The following is an 18,622-nucleotide window of genomic DNA, read 5'->3' on the forward strand; positions in this document are numbered from 1 at the left end:
CGCCCTACCTTAAGGGACAGGCGCGTTCAGGTCGAGATTAAAAATTCTGGTCGAGATCGGGGCCTACAGACAGCCCCGACCGTCAACGGTATTGGAGGAAGACGTTGTCTCGCCCGAACTGGTCACGCAGGGCTTGAATCAACGCATCCGCCGGATCGATCCGCCAGGTCTCGCCAAACTGCAGCAAGGCCTTCGCATCGGGGCTCGTGTACTCCATGGTGATCGGGCACGCGCCGCGATGACGCTTGAACAACTCACCCAGCCAGCGTAGCTGATCGCCCTTCAAATCCTTGGTCTGCAGCTTCAGGCGCAGGCTTTCGGCGAGGTTGGTGCGCGCATCTTCCATGCTCATCACCCGCTTGACCCGCAGCCGCAGGCCACCGGAGAAGTCGTCGTTGCTGACTTCGCCTTCGACCACGACCATCGCATCGGTCTGCAACAGCGATTGCGCCGAGTGGAACGCTTCGGCAAACAGCGAAGCCTCGATCCGCCCGGAGCGATCGTCGAGGGTGATGAACCCCATCTTGTCGCCCTTTTTGTTCTTCATCACCCGCAAGGCGATGATCATGCCGGCGACGGTTTGCGTATCACGAGCCGGCTTCAGGTCGATGATGCGCTGACGAGCAAAACGGCGGATCTCGCCTTCGTACTCGTCAATCGGGTGACCGGTCAGGTACAGGCCGAGGGTGTCTTTCTCCCCTTTCAGGCGCTCCTTGAGGGTCAACTCCTTGGCTTTGCGATGATTGGCGTAGACGTCGGCGTCTTCTTCAACGAACAGACCACCAAACAGGTCGACATGACCGCTGTCATGGGTACGCGCGGTTTGTTCGGCCGCCTTGATCGCCCCTTCCATGGCGTTCAGCAAGACCGCCCGGTTACGGTCGATATTGGCCTGATAGGCTTTCTGCTCGTCATGGAAATAAGGCCCCAGACGATCCAGTGCACCGCTGCGGATCAAACCGTCCAGGGTGCGCTTGTTGATTCGCTTGAGGTCGACACGGGCACAGAAATCGAACAGGTCCTTGAACGGACCGTCCTGACGCGCCTCGGTAATCGCCTCGACCGGGCCTTCGCCCACCCCCTTGATCGCACCGAGGCCGTAAATAATCCGGCCTTCGTCATTCACCGTGAACTTGAACTCGGAAGTATTCACATCCGGCGCGTCGAGACGCAGCTTCATGGTGCGAATTTCTTCGATCAAGGTGACGACCTTGTCGGTGTTGTGCATATCCGCCGACAGTACCGCGGCCATGAACGGCGCCGGGTAGTGCGTTTTCAGCCAAGCGGTCTGGTATGAAACCAGGCCATAAGCGGCGGAGTGGGATTTGTTGAAGCCGTAACCGGCGAATTTTTCTACCAGGTCGAAAATGTTACCGGCCAGGTCGGCGTCGATATTGTTGGTCTTGCAACCGTCAATGAAACCGCCGCGCTGCTTGGCCATTTCTTCCGGCTTTTTCTTACCCATGGCCCGACGCAGCATGTCCGCGCCGCCAAGGGTGTAACCGGCCATGACCTGGGCAATCTGCATCACCTGTTCCTGATACAGAATGATGCCGTAAGTCGGTGCCAATACGGGCTTGAGTCCTTCGTACTGGTAATCCGAGTGCGGGTACGCGAGTTCGGCGCGACCGTGCTTACGGTTGATAAAGTCGTCCACCATGCCCGACTGCAAAGGGCCCGGACGGAACAGGGCCACCAGTGCGATCAAGTCTTCCAGGCAGTCGGGCTTGAGCTTTTTGATCAGCTCTTTCATGCCGCGCGACTCGAGCTGGAACACCGCGGTGGTTTCAGCTTTTTGCAGCAGCTGGTAGGTCGGTTTGTCATCCAGCGGGATGAACGCGATATCCAGCGGCGGCTGATCGACCTTGGCGCGGTCGCGGTTGATGGTTTTCAGTGCCCAGTCGATGACCGTCAGGGTCCGCAGGCCCAGGAAGTCGAACTTCACCAGCCCGGCGGCTTCAACGTCGTCCTTGTCGAACTGGGTCACCAGACCGTCGCCGGCCTCATCGCAATAGATTGGCGAGAAGTCAGTCAGCTTGGTCGGCGCGATCACCACACCACCGGCGTGCTTGCCGACGTTACGCACAACGCCTTCAAGCTTGCGCGCCATTTCCCAGATTTCCGCGGCTTCTTCATCGACCTTGATGAAGTCGCGCAGGATTTCTTCCTGCTCGTAGGCTTTTTCCAGGGTCATGCCGACTTCGAACGGAATCATCTTCGACAGACGATCCGCCAGACCGTAGGACTTGCCCTGCACCCGCGCCACGTCTCGGACCACCGCCTTGGCGGCCATGGAACCGAAGGTGATGATCTGGCTCACCGCATTACGGCCGTATTTCTCGGCCACGTAGTCGATCACACGGTCACGACCGTCCATGCAGAAGTCGACGTCGAAGTCGGGCATGGAAACCCGTTCCGGGTTAAGGAAACGTTCGAACAGCAGGTCATATTCCAGCGGATCGAGGTCGGTGATCTTCTGCACATAGGCCACCAGCGACCCGGCACCCGACCCCCGGCCAGGCCCGACCGGCACGCCGTTGCTCTTGGCCCACTGGATGAAGTCCATCACGATCAGGAAGTAACCGGGGAAGCCCATCTGGATGATGATATCCAGTTCGAAATTCAACCGGTCGACGTAGACCTGACGCTTGGTTTCGTAGTCTTCGGTGGTGTCTCGGGGCAGCAGAACGCTGAGACGCTCTTCCAGGCCATCGAACGAAACTTTGCGGAAATACTCGTCGATGGTCATGCCATCAGGGATCGGGAAGTTGGGCAGGAAGTGAGTGCCCAGCTTCACTTCGATGTTGCAGCGCTTGGCGATCTCGACGGTGTTGGCCAGCGCTTCGGGAATGTCGCTGAACAGCTCGGCCATTTCCTCGGCGCTTTTGAGGTATTGCTGATCGCTGTAATTCTTCGAACGCCGCGGATCGTCGAGGGCGCGGCCCTCACCGATGCAGACGCGGGTTTCGTGAGCGGCAAAGTCTTCCTGCTTGATGAAACGCACGTCGTTGGTGGCGACCAGCGGCGCACCGATCTTCTCGGCCAGCGCCACGGCGCCGTGCAACTGCTCTTCGTCGTTGGGGCGGTTGGTGCGCTGGATCTCCAGATAGAAACGATCCGGGAACACGGCCATCCATTCGCGCGCGAGGTTTTCCGCTTCTGCCGGATTGCCGCTGAGCATGGCCAGGCCGATCTCGCCCTCTTTGGCCGCCGACAGCATGATCAAGCCTTCGCTGGCTTCGGCCACCCACTCGCGCTCGATGATGACCGAGCCATTGCGCTGGCCGTCGATGAAGCCGCGGGAAATCAGTTCGGTGAGGTTGCGATAGCCGACAGCGTTCATCACCAGCAGGCTGATCCGGCTCAGGGCGTTGTCCGGGTCCTTGTTCGACAACCACAGGTCGGCACCGCAGATCGGCTTGATGCCTGCGCCCATGGCGGCTTTATAGAATTTGACCAGGGAACACATGTTGTTCTGGTCGGTGACCGCGACGGCAGGCATGTTCATGCCGACCAGGGTCTTGACCAGCGGTTTGATCCGCACCAGACCGTCGACCAGGGAATATTCAGTGTGCAGGCGTAGATGAACGAATGAAGCCGGCATAGTGATCCTGTCTAGAAACGTGAAGACAACAAGGCCCGGATTGTACCGGGCCTTGAGTAAAACATCAGCCTCGCGACTAACTCTCGATCAGGTTTTCGCGAGCCTCGTAAGCCAGGCGCACCGGGGCGAAAGAACGACGGTGAATCGGCGTTGGCCCCAATCGGGCCAGAGCTTCCAGATGAACGGGGGTCGGGTAGCCTTTGTGGCCGCCGATCCCGTAACCCGGGTAAATCAGTTCGAAAGCGGCCATTTCACGGTCACGGCTGACCTTGGCCAGAATCGACGCCGCAGCGATAGCCGGCACCTTGCCGTCGCCCTGCACCACCGCTTCGGCGCGCATGGACAGTTTCGGGCAGCGGTTGCCGTCGATCATCGCCAGTTTCGGCTGGATGTGCAGCCCTTCGATCGCGCGCTGCATGGCCAACATGGTGGCATGCAGAATATTCAGCTCATCGATTTCTTCAACTTCGGCCCGGGCGATGCACCAGCTCAGGGCTTTTTCGCAAATTTCGTCGTAGAGCTTTTCGCGGCGGGCCTCGGTGAGTTTCTTCGAGTCGTTCAGACCAAGAATCGGCCGATTCGGATCGAGAATTACCGCAGCCGTGACCACGGCGCCGCAGAGCGGGCCGCGACCGACTTCGTCGACACCGGCAACCAGATCTTCCACTTCAGCGACCAAGCTGAAATCCAGCCCCATTTGCATGCTTGTTTTACTCATTGTACTGGGCCAATCAGTTTCAGCACGGCATCCGCCGCCTGGTTGGAGGCATCCAGACGCAAGGTCCGGTGGATTTCGTCGAAGCCACGGGTCTGTTCTTCGCCACCCTCGATCAACGGTGACAAGGTCTGGGCCAGGGCTTCGACCGTTGCGTCGTCTTGCAGCAACTCGGGCACCAAAAGGCGTTGGGCCAGCAAGTTCGGCAACGAGATGTAGGGGCTTTTCACCATGCGCTTGAGAATCCAGAACGTCAGCGGCGCCAGGCGATAAGCGACCACCATCGGCCGCTTGTACAACAGCGCTTCAAGGGTCGCCGTGCCGGAGGCAATCAACACGGCGTCGCAGGCGGCAAGGGCCAGATGGGATTTGCCATCGAGCAGGGTCAGCGGCAGATCGCGACCGGCCAGCAACTCTTCAAGCTGCGCGCGGCGTTCCGGGCTGGCGCAAGGCATGACGAACCGAACGCCGGGGCGCAAGGCCCGCAGGCGTTGGGCGGTATCGAGGAACAACGCACCGAGACGACCGACTTCGCCGCCACGACTGCCCGGCATCAACGCAACCAGCGGTCCGTCCGGCAAGCCGAGTTCGGCCCGAGCGGCGGCGCGATCGGCTTCAAGCGGGATCGCATCAGCCAGGGAATGCCCGACAAACCGCACCGGCACGCCCTTTTCTTCGTAGAATTTCGCTTCGAATGGAAACAGCGTCAGCATCAGGTCGCAGCCTTCGCGAATCTTCAGCACCCGCTTCTGCCGCCACGCCCACACCGACGGGCTGACGTAATGCACGGTCTTGATCCCGGCCTGACGCAGCTTGAGTTCGATAGTGAGGTTGAAGTCCGGGGCATCGATGCCGATAAATGCGTCCGGCTTTTCGGCGACCAGGTCGGCGATCAGCTTTTTGCGACGCGCCATCAGTTCACGCAATCGACCCAGCACTTCCACCAGGCCCATGACCGAAAGACGTTCCATCGGGAAATACGAAGTCAGGCCTTCGGCCTGCATCAGCGGACCACCGACACCGATGAACTCCACTGCCGGATGCTGAGCCTTGAGTGCGCGCATGATGCCCGCGCCCAGAATGTCACCGGAAGCCTCACCCGCCACCAGCGCAATACGCAGATTAGCCATGATTAACGTGTGATGCCGCGGGTCGAAGACTGGATGGAATCACGGAACACCGCGACTTCCGGGAACTGGTCCGAAGGTTCGGCCAATTCGGTGAGTGCCTGCTCAACCGTCAGGCCTTGGCGGTAAACCACCTTATAGGCACGACGCAGGGCGTGGATCGCGTCTTCGCTGAAACCACGACGGCGCATGCCTTCGAAGTTCATGCTACGGGCTTCGGCCGGGTTGCCGAACACCGTGACGTAGGCTGGAACGTCCTTGCCAATGGCGGTACCCATGCCGGAAAAGCTGTGGGCGCCGATGTGGCAATACTGGTGAACCAGGGTAAAGCCGGACAGGATCGCCCAGTCTTCAACGTGCACATGGCCAGCCAACGCAGTGTTGTTGACGAGGATGCAGTGGTTACCGATGACACTGTCGTGGCCGATGTGGGCATAGGCCATGATCAGGTTGTGATCGCCCAGGGTCGTTTCCGAACGGTCCTGAACCGTGCCACGGTGAATCGTCACGCCTTCACGGATGATGTTGTGGTCACCGATGACCAGGCGGGTTTCTTCGCCTTTGTATTTCAGATCGGGCGTGTCCTCACCTACCGAGGAAAACTGGTAGATGCGGTTGTGCTTACCGATTCGGGTCGGGCCCTTGAGAATCACATGCGGCCCGATCACTGTCCCCTCGCCGATTTCCACACCTGCGCCGACGATCGACCATGGGCCGACCTCGACACCTTCAGCCAGAACGGCCGTCGGATCGATGATTGCGCGAGGGTCAATCAAACTCATAGTTTGCGTTCCGCGCAGATGATTTCAGCGGAGCAGACTGGCTTGCCATCGACCGAAGCCTGGCACTCGAACTTCCAGATCTGACGCTTGCAGCTGATGAAACGGGCTTCGAGGATCAATTGATCGCCTGGAGTGACGGGCTGGCGAAAACGCAGCTTGTCGGAGCCGACGAAGTAGTAGAGCGTGCCGTCGGCAGGCTTCACGTCGAGCATTTTGAAACCAAGGATACCGGCAGCCTGAGCCATCGCTTCGATGATCAGTACGCCCGGCATGATTGGATGCGCGGGGAAGTGACCATTGAAGAACGGTTCGTTGATGCTGACATTCTTGTAGGCGCGAATGCGCTTGCCTTCCACATCCAGATCCACGACCCGATCCACCAGCAGGAACGGGTAACGGTGAGGCAGGTATTCGCGAATCTCGTTGATGTCCATCATTTCGGGGGGAAGCCTATGTAAAGATTGGGAGCGCGCGACTGACGCGCACCCCTCTAGCAAATCAAGGAGGCAGTCTAGCGGCTGTGCACACTTGATATGGAAATGGTATCAGCCATCTGATGAAGCATTACCGTCAGGGGTCACGTCCCCTACACGCTTTTCCAGCTGTCGCAGACGTCGCGCGATGTCATCGAGCTGACGGATACGGGCCGCGCTTTTGCGCCATTCGGCGGCTGGTTGCATCGCCGTACCGGAAGAATAGGAACCCTTTTCGGTAATCGAATGGGTCACCATGGTCATCCCGGTGATAAAAACGTTGTCGCAAATTTCGATATGCCCCACCAGCCCAACGCCCCCGGCGAGCATGCAATGCTTGCCGATTTTGGTGCTGCCGGAGATCCCCACACACGCGGCCATGGCGGTGTGATCACCAACCTGTACGTTGTGGGCGATCTGAATCTGATTGTCGAGCTTCACACCGTTACCCAGTACGGTATCGGCCAGCGCACCGCGATCGATAGCGGTATTCACGCCAATCTCCACATCATCACCGACCAATACACCGCCGATCTGTGCGATTTTCTGCCAGACACCTTTCTCGTTGGCAAAGCCGAAGCCTTCGCCACCCAGCACGGCACCGGACTGAATCACTACCCGCTTGCCGATGCGCACGTCGTGGTACAGCGTGACCCGCGGGGCCAGCCAGCCGCCTTCGCCGACTTCGCTACGGGCACCGATGAAGCAATGCGCCCCCACGGTCACACCGGCAGCAATACGCGCGCCGCTTTCGATCACCGCAAAGGCACCGATGCTCGCAGCCGGATCAACCACTGCGTCCGCGGCCACTACCGCTGTCGGATGAATACCGGCCGGCGCCTTGGGCTTGGGATCGAACAGATGGGAAATACGCGCATAGGCCAGATACGGATCAGGCACCACCAGCGCATTACCGGCATAACCTTCAGCGTCAGCGGCCTTCAGCAACAGCGCTGCAGCCCGGCAGTCCGCCAGGTATTTTCGGTATTGGGGGTTTGCGAGAAAGCTCAACTGAGCTGGGCCAGCCTCTTGCAAAGTGGCTAGCCCAGTAATTTCTTTCTCCGGGTCGCCACGTAGCGTGGCGCCGAGGAACTCGGCCAACTGGCCGAGCTTTATAGTCGCTGTCATGGATTACTTCAGCTGATTCATGCGCTCGATAACCTGGCGAGTGATGTCGTACTGAGGTTTGACATCAATCACTGCGCCACGCTCGAAGACCAGGTCAAAAGCACCTTTCTTGATGACTTCTTCCACAGCGCTGTCCAGTTTCGGCTTGAGCTGCTTCAGCATTTCACGGTCGGCAACGGCTTTGGCTTCGTTCAGCTCCTTGGACTGGAACTGGAAGTCGCGGGCCTTTTGCTTGAACTCGAGCTCAAGGCGTTCACGCTCGCCTTGCTGCATCTTGTCGCCGCCAGCCATCAGACGGTCCTGGATGCCTTTGGCGCTGCTTTCCAGCGTCTTGAGCTTGGACAGTTGCGGACCAAACTTCTTCTCGGCGTCCACGGCGTATTTCTTGGCCGCGTCGGATTCCAGCAGGGCCATCTGATAGTTCAGAACGGCGATTTTCATGTCGGCAAAAGCCGGACCTGCTACCAGTACGGTCGCCAGGAGAACCAATTGAGTCAACTTACGCACGATGTACTCCTACAAAATCCATTGTCGTTATTTTGGGGCAGACGCTTAGAACGTCTGGCCGAGAGAGAATTGGAACACTTGAGTCTCAGCGTCATCCGGTTTCTTGATCGGCATGGCCAACGCGAAGCTCAGAGGACCCAGTGCGGTGACCCAGGTCACACCCACACCGACAGAGCTCGCAACGTTGCTCAAGCTGATGTCGTTGCACTCTGTTTGAGAGGTCGAACCGACATTGGCGTTTGTCGTTTTGTCGCACTTGGAATCGAATACGTTACCCACGTCCCAGAATACCGAAGTACGCAGGGAACGCTGATCCTTGACGAATGGCAGCGGGAACAGCAACTCGACACCACCCTGGATCAGAACGTTACCACCGAACGGCAGCGGATCCTGGTCCGGGTCGGCGAGTGTACCGGCGTTACCCGTTACAGCCTGACCACGGCTAGGTGTACTGCGCGGCCCCAGGGTACTGTCCTTAAAGCCACGAACCGAGTTGAAACCACCAGCATAGTAGTTTTCATAGAACGGCAAGCCGTCGGTCGAACCGTAACCGTCGCCGTAGCCCAGTTCGGTGTGAAGACGAACGGTGTAGTTTTCGGTGATTGGCTGGAACAGCTGACCACGGTAATCCAGTTTAAAGAACGACAGGTCGCTACCCGGCGTCGTGGTTTCCAGAGTCAGACTCTGGGAATGGCCACGGGTCGCCAGCACACCTTTGTTCAAAGTCGACTCGGACCAACCGGCCGACGCTTTGAAGTTCAGGTAGCTGTCGCCTTCACGGTTAACGAAGTCGAAAATCTCGTCAACGGTGTACTGACCGGTCTTGATCTTGTCCTGTTGCGCGCTCAGGCCAAAGGTCAGTCGCGACGTCTCGCTGATCGGGTAGCCGACGTTGACGCCAGCACCCAGGCTGTCTACGGCATAGCTGGCTACGTCGACATCAAGGTCTTTGTAGTCAGTGGTGCGATAGAAAGCGTTGTAGCCCAGGCTCACGCCATCTGCAGTCCAGTACGGGTCGACATAACCGAAGTTATAACGGCTCTGGTATTCACTGCGGGTCAAACCGATGCTGACCTTGTTACCGGTACCCAGGAAGTTGTTCTGGGTGATCGAACCACCGAGGATCAGACCGGCGCTCTGAGCGAAACCGACGCTGGCGGTAATGGAACCGGAAGCCTGTTCTTCAACGCTGTAGTTCACGTCAACCTGGTCGTCGACACCCGGTACAGCCGGGGTTTCGACGTTGACTTCTTTAAAGAAGCCCAGACGCTCAAGACGGGTCTTGGATTGGTCGATCAGGTAGGTCGAAGCCCAGCCGCCCTCCATCTGACGCATTTCACGGCGTAACACTTCGTCTTCGGACTTGGTATTGCCACGGAAGTTGATGCGGTTGACGTAAGCACGCTTGCCCGGATCGACAGCAAAAGTGATGTCGACCGTGTGGTCTTCATCGTTCGGCTGAGGCACGCCGCTGACGTTGGCGAAGGTGTAACCCTCGTTACCCAGGCGACGGGTGATCAGCTCGGACGTGGTGGTCATCAGCTTGCGCGAGAACACCTGGCCTTTCTGAACCAGCAGCAGGGACTTGACCTGGTCCTCAGGGACTTTCAGGTCGCCGCTCAGCTTGACGTCACGAACGGTGTACTTCTCGCCTTCGTTGACGTTGACGGTGATGTAGACGTGTTTCTTGTCTGGAGTAATGGACACCTGGGTCGAAGCGATATCCATGTTGATATAGCCACGGTCCAGGTAGTAGGAGCGCAGACGCTCCAGGTCACCGGACAGTTTTTCACGGGCGTACTTATCATCGTTCTTGAAGAACGACAGCCAGTTGGTAGTCTTCAATTCAAACAGGTCGATCAGGTCTTCGTCAGGGAAGACCGTGTTACCCACCACGTTGATGTGCTGGATTGCCGCAACGGTGCCTTCGTTGATGTTGACCTTCAGGCCGACGCGGTTACGCGGCTGCGGCACCACTTCGGTGTCGACGGTGGCGGAGTAGCGACCCTGGGCGACATATTGGCGCTGCAGTTCGTTACGTACACCTTCGAGGGTGGCACGCTGGAAGATCTCGCCTTCGGCCAGACCGGATTGTTTGAGTCCCTTCATCAGGTCTTCAGTAGAGATCGCCTTGTTACCTTCGATCTCGATACTGGCGACTGACGGGCGCTCGACTACCGTGATGACAAGGACGTTGCCATCGCGGCCCAGCTGGATATCTTGAAAGAACCCGGTTTTGAACAGCGCACGAGTGGATTCCACCAGGCGACGATCATCCGCCTGTTCACCGACGTTTAACGGCAAAGCACCAAAGACGCTACCCGCGGAGACCCGCTGGAGGCCATTGACGCGAATATCAGAGATAGTGAAGGACTCGGCGTGAACTTCGGCGATCATCAATACGGTGAGAACCGCAGTTAGCAGCAGACGTTTCATGAAGTCCTTTCTTATTCCAACTGGCAATAAACAAACTGCCGCAAAATGCGGCAGATTCGCAATTCAGCGAAGTGTTACAGACGGCCCAAATCATTGACCAGAGCAAGCAACATCACCCCGACCACCAAACTGATACCGATCTGTATCCCCCAACCCTGCACCCGATCCGACAAGGGACGACCACGCGCCCACTCGATCAGATAAAACAACAAATGTCCCCCATCCAGTACAGGAATGGGCAACAAATTCAGAACCCCCAGGCTAATACTCAGATAAGCAAGGAAATTCAGGAAATCAGCGACACCCGACTGGGCAGAAGCGCCCGCCACTTTAGCAATGGTTATCGGTCCACTCAAGTTTTTTACCGAGAGCTCGCCGAACAACATTTTCTTGAGCGAATCGAGGGTCAGCACGCTCATGGTCCAGGTGCGTCGTGCACCCTCGCCAATTGCGGCCACGGGGCCATAACTGACCTCGCGAATCATCTCTGGTGGCCAATCGACCGCTTTCACCCCCGCGCCCAGATAACCGGTGGGCGCCTTGCTTTCGCCGCGAGCGGCCAAGGTCACAGGGACATCGATTTGAGCACCATCACGCTCAACGCGCAGCATGATTTTGGTATCCGGATGCATACGGACCGTGTCGACCACCTGCTGCCAGTCATCAAGTGACTTGCCATCAAGTGCCAACAACCGATCACCGGTCTTCAGGCCCGCTGCCTGTGCCGGCCCTTTCGAATCAAGTTCAGCCAGGACGGGCGGCAACGCCGGACGCCAAGGGCGAATACCCAGCGAACGAATCGGATCCGGTTCGTCAGCACCCTTGAGCCATTTATCCAGCATCAGCTCACGGGGTGAATCCGCCGTGGAGCCCTGCTCACGCACCAGCAATTGAATAGAACCGCTCTCGCCAAGACGACGGATCAGCTGCAGATTCACTGCGGCCCAGCCAGAAGTTGGCTCGCCATCGATGGCAATAATTTCCTGACCAGCACCCAGACCGGCCTTGGCGGCGATACTGCCGGACTCGACCGCACCGATGACCGGCCGCACCTGCTCGCTGCCGAGCATGGCCAATACCCAGAAAAAAGCCATTGCCAATAAAAAGTTGGCGATCGGTCCGGCAGCCACGATAGCAATGCGCTGGCGGACCGATTTGCGATTGAAGGATTGATCGAGCTGATCGGCTGGCACATCACCTTCGCGCTCGTCGAGCATCTTCACGTAGCCGCCCAACGGAATGGCAGCCACCACGAACTCTGTGCCTTTCTTGTCGTGCCAGCGCAGCAGCGGCATGCCGAAGCCTACGGAGAAACGCAGCACTTTGACCCCACAGCGACGTGCGACCCAGAAATGGCCAAACTCGTGGAAGGTGACCAGCACGCCCAGTGCAACCAGGGTGCCGACAATCATATAGAGCGCGCTCATCTACTTTCTCCGCAATCCTGTCCAATGCCGCATGGGTCAACGTATTGCAGCACTTACCGCCCGTGACGACTCAACCATTGTTCGGCGAGTACCCGCGCTTTCGCGTCGGCGGTAAACACCGCCTCGAGATCATCCACCGCAACGACCGGCTCAAGGTTTAACACTTCCTCGATGATACTCGCGATTTCCGGGTAGCGAACCCGCTCGTCGAGAAACGCCGCGACAGCCACTTCATTCGCCGCATTGAGCATGGCCGGCGCGCTATTGCCGGCTTCGGCAGCCTGACGCGCAAGGCGCAGGCAAGGGAAACGCTCTTCATCGGGCGCCTGGAAGTCCAGTCGCGCGATGGCAAACAGATCCAGTGGCGCCACACCAGAATCGATGCGCTCTGGCCAGGCCAGGGCGTTGGCGATCGGCGTGCGCATGTCAGGATTGCCCAACTGGGCCAGTACCGAGCCATCGATATAGTCGACCAGCGAATGAATCACGCTCTGAGGATGAATCACCACTTCGACCTGGGATGGCTTGGCGTCGAACAGCCAGCAGGCCTCGATCAACTCGAGCCCTTTGTTCATCATGCTGGCCGAATCAACCGAAATCTTACGCCCCATGGACCAGTTCGGATGAGCGCACGCTTGCTCAGGGGAAACATGCACCAGTTCGGCCATCGGTGTCTGTCGGAACGGACCACCAGAAGCTGTCAGCAGAATCCGACGCACGCCCACCGCGCCAAGTCCGCGGGCGAAATCCTGCGGCATGCATTGAAAAATCGCGTTGTGCTCGCTGTCGATCGGCAGCAGCACTGAACCGCTTTTGCGCACGGCCTGCATGAACAGCGCACCCGACATGACCAGCGCTTCTTTGTTGGCCAGCAGAATCTTCTTGCCCGCTTCGACGGCCGCCAGGGTCGGACGCAAGCCCGCCGCGCCGACGATGGCCGCCATGACCGCATCGACCTCAGGGTCGGAAGCCACCTGACACAGCCCCTCCTCCCCAACCAGCACGCGGGTCGAGAGGCCTGCGGCGCGCAAGTCGACCTGCAAGGCTCGGGCTGCGCCCGCTTCCGGCACGACGGCAAACTGCGGCGTATGACGCACGCACAAAGCCAGCAGCTCACTCAGGCGAGTAAAACCGCTCAAGGCGAACACCTGATAACGCTCGGGATGGCGAGCGATCACGTCCAGGGTGCTCAGACCGATGGAGCCGGTCGCCCCCAGAACGGTAATTTGTTGTGGGCGGTTCACGGTGCAGCCATCCACAACAACACGGCAAAGACCGGGATCGCGGCCGTCAGGCTGTCGATGCGATCCAGCACCCCGCCGTGGCCCGGCAGCAAGTTACTGCTGTCCTTGATCCCCGATTGACGCTTGAACATGCTCTCGGTGAGGTCGCCCACGACCGAGATGAAAACGATCACTGCCGCACCGATCAGGCCCATCAGCATTTGCACGAAACTCCAGTCGCGCACAAAACCAACGATCGCCGTGATCACCAGACTCAACAGCAAGCCGCCGTACACGCCTTCCCAGCTCTTGCCAGGACTGACCTGCGGCGCCAGCTTGCGCTTGCCAAAGGCCCGGCCGGAAAAATACGCGCCGATATCGGCACCCCAGACCAGGACCATCACCGCCATGATCAACCAGTTACCCAAAGGTTGCTGCTTGATCTGGACCAGACCCTGCCAGGCCGGCAGCAGGATCAGCAAACCGATCACCAGCTTGCAGGCGGCGCTGGACCAGTGCTCGCTGGAACGCGGGTAGGTCAGCACCAGATACGTCGCCACACCCCACCAGAGCACCGAAGCGCCCAATACCCAGGGCGCGAGCCCCGGCAGGATGTGCATGACAAATAACATCAAGGCGACCACAACCGCGTAGGCCACGCGAATCGGCTGGGCGCTGAAGCCTGCCAGGCGAGCCCACTCCCACGCGCCGAGGGTCACGACCAGCCCGATGAACAGCGCAAAGCCTGTGCCTTCGAGCAGGAAAAATCCGCACAAAGCGATCGGCAGCAGGATCAGCGCGGTGATGATTCGTTGTTTGAGCATTAAACCCGGGCTCCAGCCTCGACCTGCTCGCTCGTTTTACCGAAGCGGCGCTGGCGAGAAGCGAAATCGGCCAGCGCGTTACGCATGGCGTCGTGTTTGAAGTCCGGCCAGAACAGGTCGGAGAAGTACAACTCGGCATAGGCCAGTTGCCAGAGCAGGAAGTTACTGATGCGGTGCTCGCCACCGGTGCGGATGCACAAGTCTGGCAACGGCAGATCGCCGGTGGCCAGACAGGTCTGCAACAGCTCCGGAGTGATGTCCTCAGGACGCAGGTGCCCGGCCTGAACCTCCCGCGCCAGACGCTGCGCGGCTTGCGCGATGTCCCACTGGCCGCCGTAGTTGGCGGCAATCTGCAGGACAAAGCGGTTGGCACCAGCAGTCATCGCCTCGGCTTCACGCATAGCCACTTGAAGCTCGGGATGAAAGCGCGAACGATCACCGATGATGCGCAGACTGATGTTGTTGTCATTGAGGCGCTTGGCCTCTCGACGCAACGCCTTGAAGAACAGATCCATCAAGGCACTGACTTCATCGGCCGGGCGCTGCCAGTTCTCACTGGAGAAGGCGAACAGGGTCAATACCTCGACCCCGGCCTCGGCACACACCTCAATCACTGCGCGAACTGCATCCACGCCCGCTTTATGCCCGGCGACACCCGGCATAAAGCGTTTTTTCGCCCAGCGATTATTACCATCCATGATGATCGCGACATGGCGCGGCACCGCGGACGGCGCAGTCTGCTTAGTCTTTTCCATGAAAACGCGACCCTTATACGGCCATCAGGTCTTTTTCTTTCTGTGCCAGATGCGCGTCGATTTCAGCCACATACTTCTTGGTCAAATCGTCGATCTCGCCAGTGGCGCGACGCTCTTCGTCTTCGCTGATTTCTTTTTCCTTGACCAGATCCTTCAGCGAGCTGTTGGCATCGCGACGGATGTTGCGCACGGCAACACGGGCATCTTCAGCGACGTCACGAGCCTGCTTGGTGAAGCCCTTGCGGGTTTCTTCGGTCAGGGCCGGCATGGAGATCAGCAACAACTCGCCCAGGTTGGTCGGGTTGAGGTTCAGACCCGCACTACCGATGGCCTTGTCGACGGCACCCAGCATGTTGCGCTCAAAGGCCACGACTTGCAGGGTACGGGCGTCTTTGACGGTGATGTTCGCCACCTGCTTGATCGGGGTGTCGGAACCGTAATACGGCACCATCACGCCTTCAAGAATGCTTGGGTGCGCCTGGCCGGTACGAATACGGCCGAAGTTGTGCAGCAGCGATTCCACGGATTTTTTCATGCGCTCTTGAGCGTCTTTCTTGATTTCATTGATCATTGTTGGCCTTCCTCGATCAGGGTCCCTTCAGCGCCGCCATGCACGATGTTCAGCAGAGCGCCGGGCTTGTTCATGTTAAAGACGCGCAACGGCATCTTGTGGTCGCGGCACAGGCAAATGGCCGTCAAATCCATCACGCCCAGCTTGCGATCCAGCACTTCATCGTAAGTCAGATGATCGAACTTCTCGGCATGCGGGTCTTTGAATGGGTCAGCGGTGTAGACGCCATCGACCTTGGTCGCCTTGAGCACGACATCGGCGTCGATTTCGATTGCTCGCAAGCAGGCTGCCGAATCCGTAGTGAAGAACGGATTCCCGGTACCGGCGGCGAAAATCACCACTTCCTTGGCGTTCAGGTGACGCATGGCTTTGCGACGATCGTAGTGATCAGTCACGCCCACCATGGAAATGGCCGACATCACGATGGCCGAGATATTGGCACGTTCCAGCGCATCGCGCATGGCCAAGGCGTTCATCACAGTGGCCAGCATGCCCATGTGGTCGCCCGTTACCCGATCCATGCCGGCCGCGCTCAGCGCTGCACCGCGGAACAGGTTGCCACCGCCGATCACCAGACCGACCTGAACACCGATGCCGACCAGTTGGCCGACTTCAAGCGCCATGCGATCCAGAACTTTCGGATCGATCCCGAACTCTTCCGAGCCCATCAGGGCCTCGCCGCTAAGCTTGAGTAGAATGCGTTTATAGCGAGCCTGATAACCACTGCCCTGCTGAGCCATTGCGAATCTCTCCTGCGGCGTATTTTTAAAAATTCTTTGCGAGCTGTTTACAGCTGGCGTTCACTCTAGCTTGGCGCTGCTTCAGCGCCATCGGAACATGGCTTTGTAAGCCAGTTCCAAAGGGAAACCAATAAAAATTGGTGCCCCATCTGAAAAGAGGCTGCGCGCGTAAGCGGGCAGCCTCTTCAGGGCGACAGTTAAAAACCGTCTTATTGCTTGGCGGCAGCCAGCTGGGCAGCAACTTCTTCAGCGAAGTTGTCGACCGGCTTCTCGATGCCTTCGCCTACTTTGAAGTAGGTGAAAGAAACGATTTCAGCACCGGCTTTCTTGGCCAGTTCGCCGACCTTGATTTCAGGGTTCTTGACGAACGCCTGCTCAACCAGGCTCGCTTCAGCCAGGAACTTGCTGATACGGCCTTTGACCATGTTTTCAACGATGTTTTCTGGCTTGCCAGCGATCTTGTCAGCGTTGAGGGTCAGGAAAACGCCTTTTTCGCGCTCGACCGCTTCAGCGGAAACTTCCGATGGCAGCAGGAATTCAGGGTTGGTGGCCGCTACGTGCATGGCGATGTCTTTGGCCAGCTCAACGGTGCCGCCTTTGAGAACAACCGCAACACCGATCTTGTTGCCGTGCAGGTAACCACCAACAACATCACCTTCAACGCGAGCCAGGCGACGGATGTTGACGTTTTCGCCAACCTTGCCGACCAGGACCAGGCGATCGGCTTCTTGAGCTTCGATCAGCGGAGCGACATCAGTCAGCTTGTCAGCGAACGCTTTTTCAACGCTGGAAGCAACAAATGCCTTGAAGTCGTCTTGCAGGGCCAGGAAGTCAGTCTGCGAGTTAACTTCCAACAGAACGGCGGTTTTACCGTCTTCTTTAAGAGCGATAGCGCCTTCAGCAGCTACGTTGCCTGCTTTCTTGGCAGCCTTGATGGCGCCGGAAGCACGCATGTCATCAATGGCTTTTTCGATGTCGCCGCCGGCCTTGGTCAAGGCCTTTTTGCAATCCATCATGCCTTCGCCGGTACGCTCACGCAGTTCTTTAACCAACGCTGCAGTAATCTCTGCCATTTCAAAATCCTCTTGGATAGGTTTTCAACCATTCCACCCGATCAAACGGGCGATCAATTCTTCCCGACCCCATTTGTTAGCGGCTGCACGTTACAAAGGCTGTAGCTGCGCTGCCCACAAACGGTTTTCGAGGTGGCAAAAAGGGGGCCAAGCCCCCTTTTTGCTTACTGAGTCAACGCCAGGGCGTCAATTACTCAGCTGCAGCCGCCGGAGCTTCTTCAACGAACTGCTCGGTGCCGCCAGCAACGTGGTTGCGACCGCGGATGACTGCGTCAGCCATCGAACCCATGTACAACTGGATAGCGCGGATTGCGTCATCGTTGCCTGGGATGATGTAGTCAACGCCTTCCGGGCTGCTGTTGGTATCGACTACGCCGATAACCGGGATGCCCAGCTTGTTGGCTTCGGTGATCGCGATGCGCTCGTGATCAACGTCGATAACGAACAGAGCGTCTGGCAGACCGCCCATGTCCTTGATACCACCCAGGGAACGATCGAGCTTCTCAAGATCGCGAGTGCGCATCAGCGCTTCTTTCTTGGTCAGCTTGGCGAAAGTACCGTCTTCGGCTTGCACTTCAAGGTCACGCAGACGCTTGATGGAAGCACGGATGGTTTTGAAGTTGGTCAGCATGCCGCCCAACCAGCGGTGATCGACGTACGGCGAACCGCAACGTGCTGCTTCTTCAGCAACGATCTTGCCAGCGGAACGCTTGGTGCCGACGAACAGGATCTTGTTTTTGCCCTGGGCCAGACGCTCTACGAAAGTCAGAGCTTCGTTGAACATTGGCAGGGTTTTTTCAAGGTTGATAATGTGGATCTTGTTACGCGCGCCGAAAATGTACTTACCCATTTTCGGGTTCCAGTAACGGGTCTGGTGACCGAAGTGCACACCGGCCTTCAGCATATCGCGCATGTTGACTTGGGACATGATAGTTCCTTAATAAGTCGGGTTTGGCCTCCACGTATCCCAATGACCAACCAGCAGCATCAGCTGAAGGCACCCAGGTCATCGTGTCGACACGTGTGTGGATTTAAGCCTTTCGGGGTATCCCCGGAAAGCGGCGCATTTTATATCACAGGGATGCAAAAAACGGAACCCGGATTCTCAATTCCTGATGCGTGACTTCAACCGCGCACTTGGAATCGCCCAAGAATGCGCCAATCTATAGAGAGAAGCGATGCACAGAGGCTCAGATTTGCGCTGATCGTCTGTTAGAATTGCGTTTTTCAGGGCCGC

Annotated in this window: 16 protein-coding genes; all 16 read right to left on the minus strand. The window is 58.1% G+C overall.

Annotated elements, in window-relative coordinates; translation table 11 throughout:
• Nucleotides 1-82: 82 nt before the first annotated feature.
• A complete protein-coding gene (dnaE, locus tag BLU63_RS03780; RefSeq protein WP_010462801.1) occupies nt 83-3,604 on the minus strand; it encodes a DNA polymerase III subunit alpha in 3,522 nt (1,173 codons plus the stop codon).
• A 76-nt stretch (nt 3,605-3,680) separates the two neighbouring features.
• A complete protein-coding gene (gene rnhB / locus BLU63_RS03785) occupies nt 3,681-4,307 on the minus strand; it encodes a ribonuclease HII (RefSeq protein ID WP_083374913.1) in 627 nt (208 codons plus the stop codon).
• Nucleotides 4,308-4,318: 11 nt separating this feature from the next.
• Entirely contained in the window at nt 4,319-5,449 is a 1,131-nt protein-coding gene (lpxB, locus tag BLU63_RS03790) for a lipid-A-disaccharide synthase (RefSeq protein WP_083374914.1), read from the minus strand.
• 2 nt (nt 5,450-5,451) lie between these two features.
• The gene (lpxA, locus tag BLU63_RS03795) at nt 5,452-6,228 is read right to left on the minus strand and encodes an acyl-ACP--UDP-N-acetylglucosamine O-acyltransferase (RefSeq protein WP_010462807.1); all 777 of its coding nucleotides are present in this window, start codon (nt 6,226-6,228) and stop codon (nt 5,452-5,454) included.
• On the minus strand, nt 6,225-6,665 hold the full coding sequence (gene fabZ / locus BLU63_RS03800) for a 3-hydroxyacyl-ACP dehydratase FabZ (protein ID WP_008154051.1): 441 nt from the start codon (nt 6,663-6,665) through the stop codon (nt 6,225-6,227). The genes lpxA and fabZ overlap by 4 nt, the downstream gene beginning before the upstream one ends.
• 108 nt (nt 6,666-6,773) lie before the next feature.
• On the minus strand, nt 6,774-7,829 hold the full coding sequence (gene lpxD, locus BLU63_RS03805; protein WP_010462810.1) for a UDP-3-O-(3-hydroxymyristoyl)glucosamine N-acyltransferase: 1,056 nt from the start codon (nt 7,827-7,829) through the stop codon (nt 6,774-6,776).
• A 3-nt stretch (nt 7,830-7,832) separates the two neighbouring features.
• Nucleotides 7,833-8,336 (minus strand): OmpH family outer membrane protein, encoded by a 504-nt coding sequence (locus BLU63_RS03810; protein WP_010462812.1) that lies wholly within the window; start codon nt 8,334-8,336, stop codon nt 7,833-7,835.
• A 45-nt stretch (nt 8,337-8,381) separates the two neighbouring features.
• Nucleotides 8,382-10,772: an outer membrane protein assembly factor BamA gene (gene bamA / locus BLU63_RS03815; RefSeq protein ID WP_010462814.1), complete on the minus strand. Its 2,391-nt coding sequence runs from the start codon at nt 10,770-10,772 to the stop codon at nt 8,382-8,384.
• Between the two features lie 74 nt (nt 10,773-10,846).
• Nucleotides 10,847-12,199 (minus strand): sigma E protease regulator RseP, encoded by a 1,353-nt coding sequence (gene rseP / locus BLU63_RS03820; protein ID WP_010462816.1) that lies wholly within the window; start codon nt 12,197-12,199, stop codon nt 10,847-10,849.
• A 53-nt stretch (nt 12,200-12,252) separates the two neighbouring features.
• Nucleotides 12,253-13,443 carry a 1-deoxy-D-xylulose-5-phosphate reductoisomerase gene (gene ispC, locus BLU63_RS03825; protein WP_010462818.1) on the minus strand — a complete coding sequence of 397 codons (1,191 nt, stop codon included), beginning with the start codon at nt 13,441-13,443 and terminating at the stop codon, nt 12,253-12,255.
• Nucleotides 13,440-14,246 (minus strand): phosphatidate cytidylyltransferase, encoded by an 807-nt coding sequence (locus tag BLU63_RS03830; protein WP_083374915.1) that lies wholly within the window; start codon nt 14,244-14,246, stop codon nt 13,440-13,442. The genes ispC and BLU63_RS03830 overlap by 4 nt, the downstream gene beginning before the upstream one ends.
• On the minus strand, nt 14,246-15,001 hold the full coding sequence (uppS, locus tag BLU63_RS03835; protein WP_010462822.1) for a polyprenyl diphosphate synthase: 756 nt from the start codon (nt 14,999-15,001) through the stop codon (nt 14,246-14,248). The genes BLU63_RS03830 and uppS overlap by 1 nt, the downstream gene beginning before the upstream one ends.
• A gap of 13 nt (nt 15,002-15,014) precedes the next feature.
• On the minus strand, nt 15,015-15,572 hold the full coding sequence (frr, locus tag BLU63_RS03840; protein ID WP_010462824.1) for a ribosome recycling factor: 558 nt from the start codon (nt 15,570-15,572) through the stop codon (nt 15,015-15,017).
• Entirely contained in the window at nt 15,569-16,312 is a 744-nt protein-coding gene (pyrH, locus tag BLU63_RS03845; RefSeq protein WP_003172271.1) for a UMP kinase, read from the minus strand. Before pyrH ends, frr begins: the two co-directional genes overlap by 4 nt.
• A gap of 209 nt (nt 16,313-16,521) precedes the next feature.
• Nucleotides 16,522-17,385, minus strand: coding sequence for a translation elongation factor Ts (gene tsf / locus BLU63_RS03850; RefSeq protein WP_010462832.1), 864 nt, complete (start codon nt 17,383-17,385; stop codon nt 16,522-16,524).
• Between the two features lie 190 nt (nt 17,386-17,575).
• The gene (rpsB, locus tag BLU63_RS03855) at nt 17,576-18,313 is read right to left on the minus strand and encodes a 30S ribosomal protein S2 (RefSeq protein WP_007907989.1); all 738 of its coding nucleotides are present in this window, start codon (nt 18,311-18,313) and stop codon (nt 17,576-17,578) included.
• Between the last annotated feature and the right edge of the window lie 309 nt (nt 18,314-18,622).

It is taken from the genome of Pseudomonas mandelii, from assembly GCF_900106065.1.
GTDB lineage: Bacteria > Pseudomonadota > Gammaproteobacteria > Pseudomonadales > Pseudomonadaceae > Aquipseudomonas > Aquipseudomonas mandelii.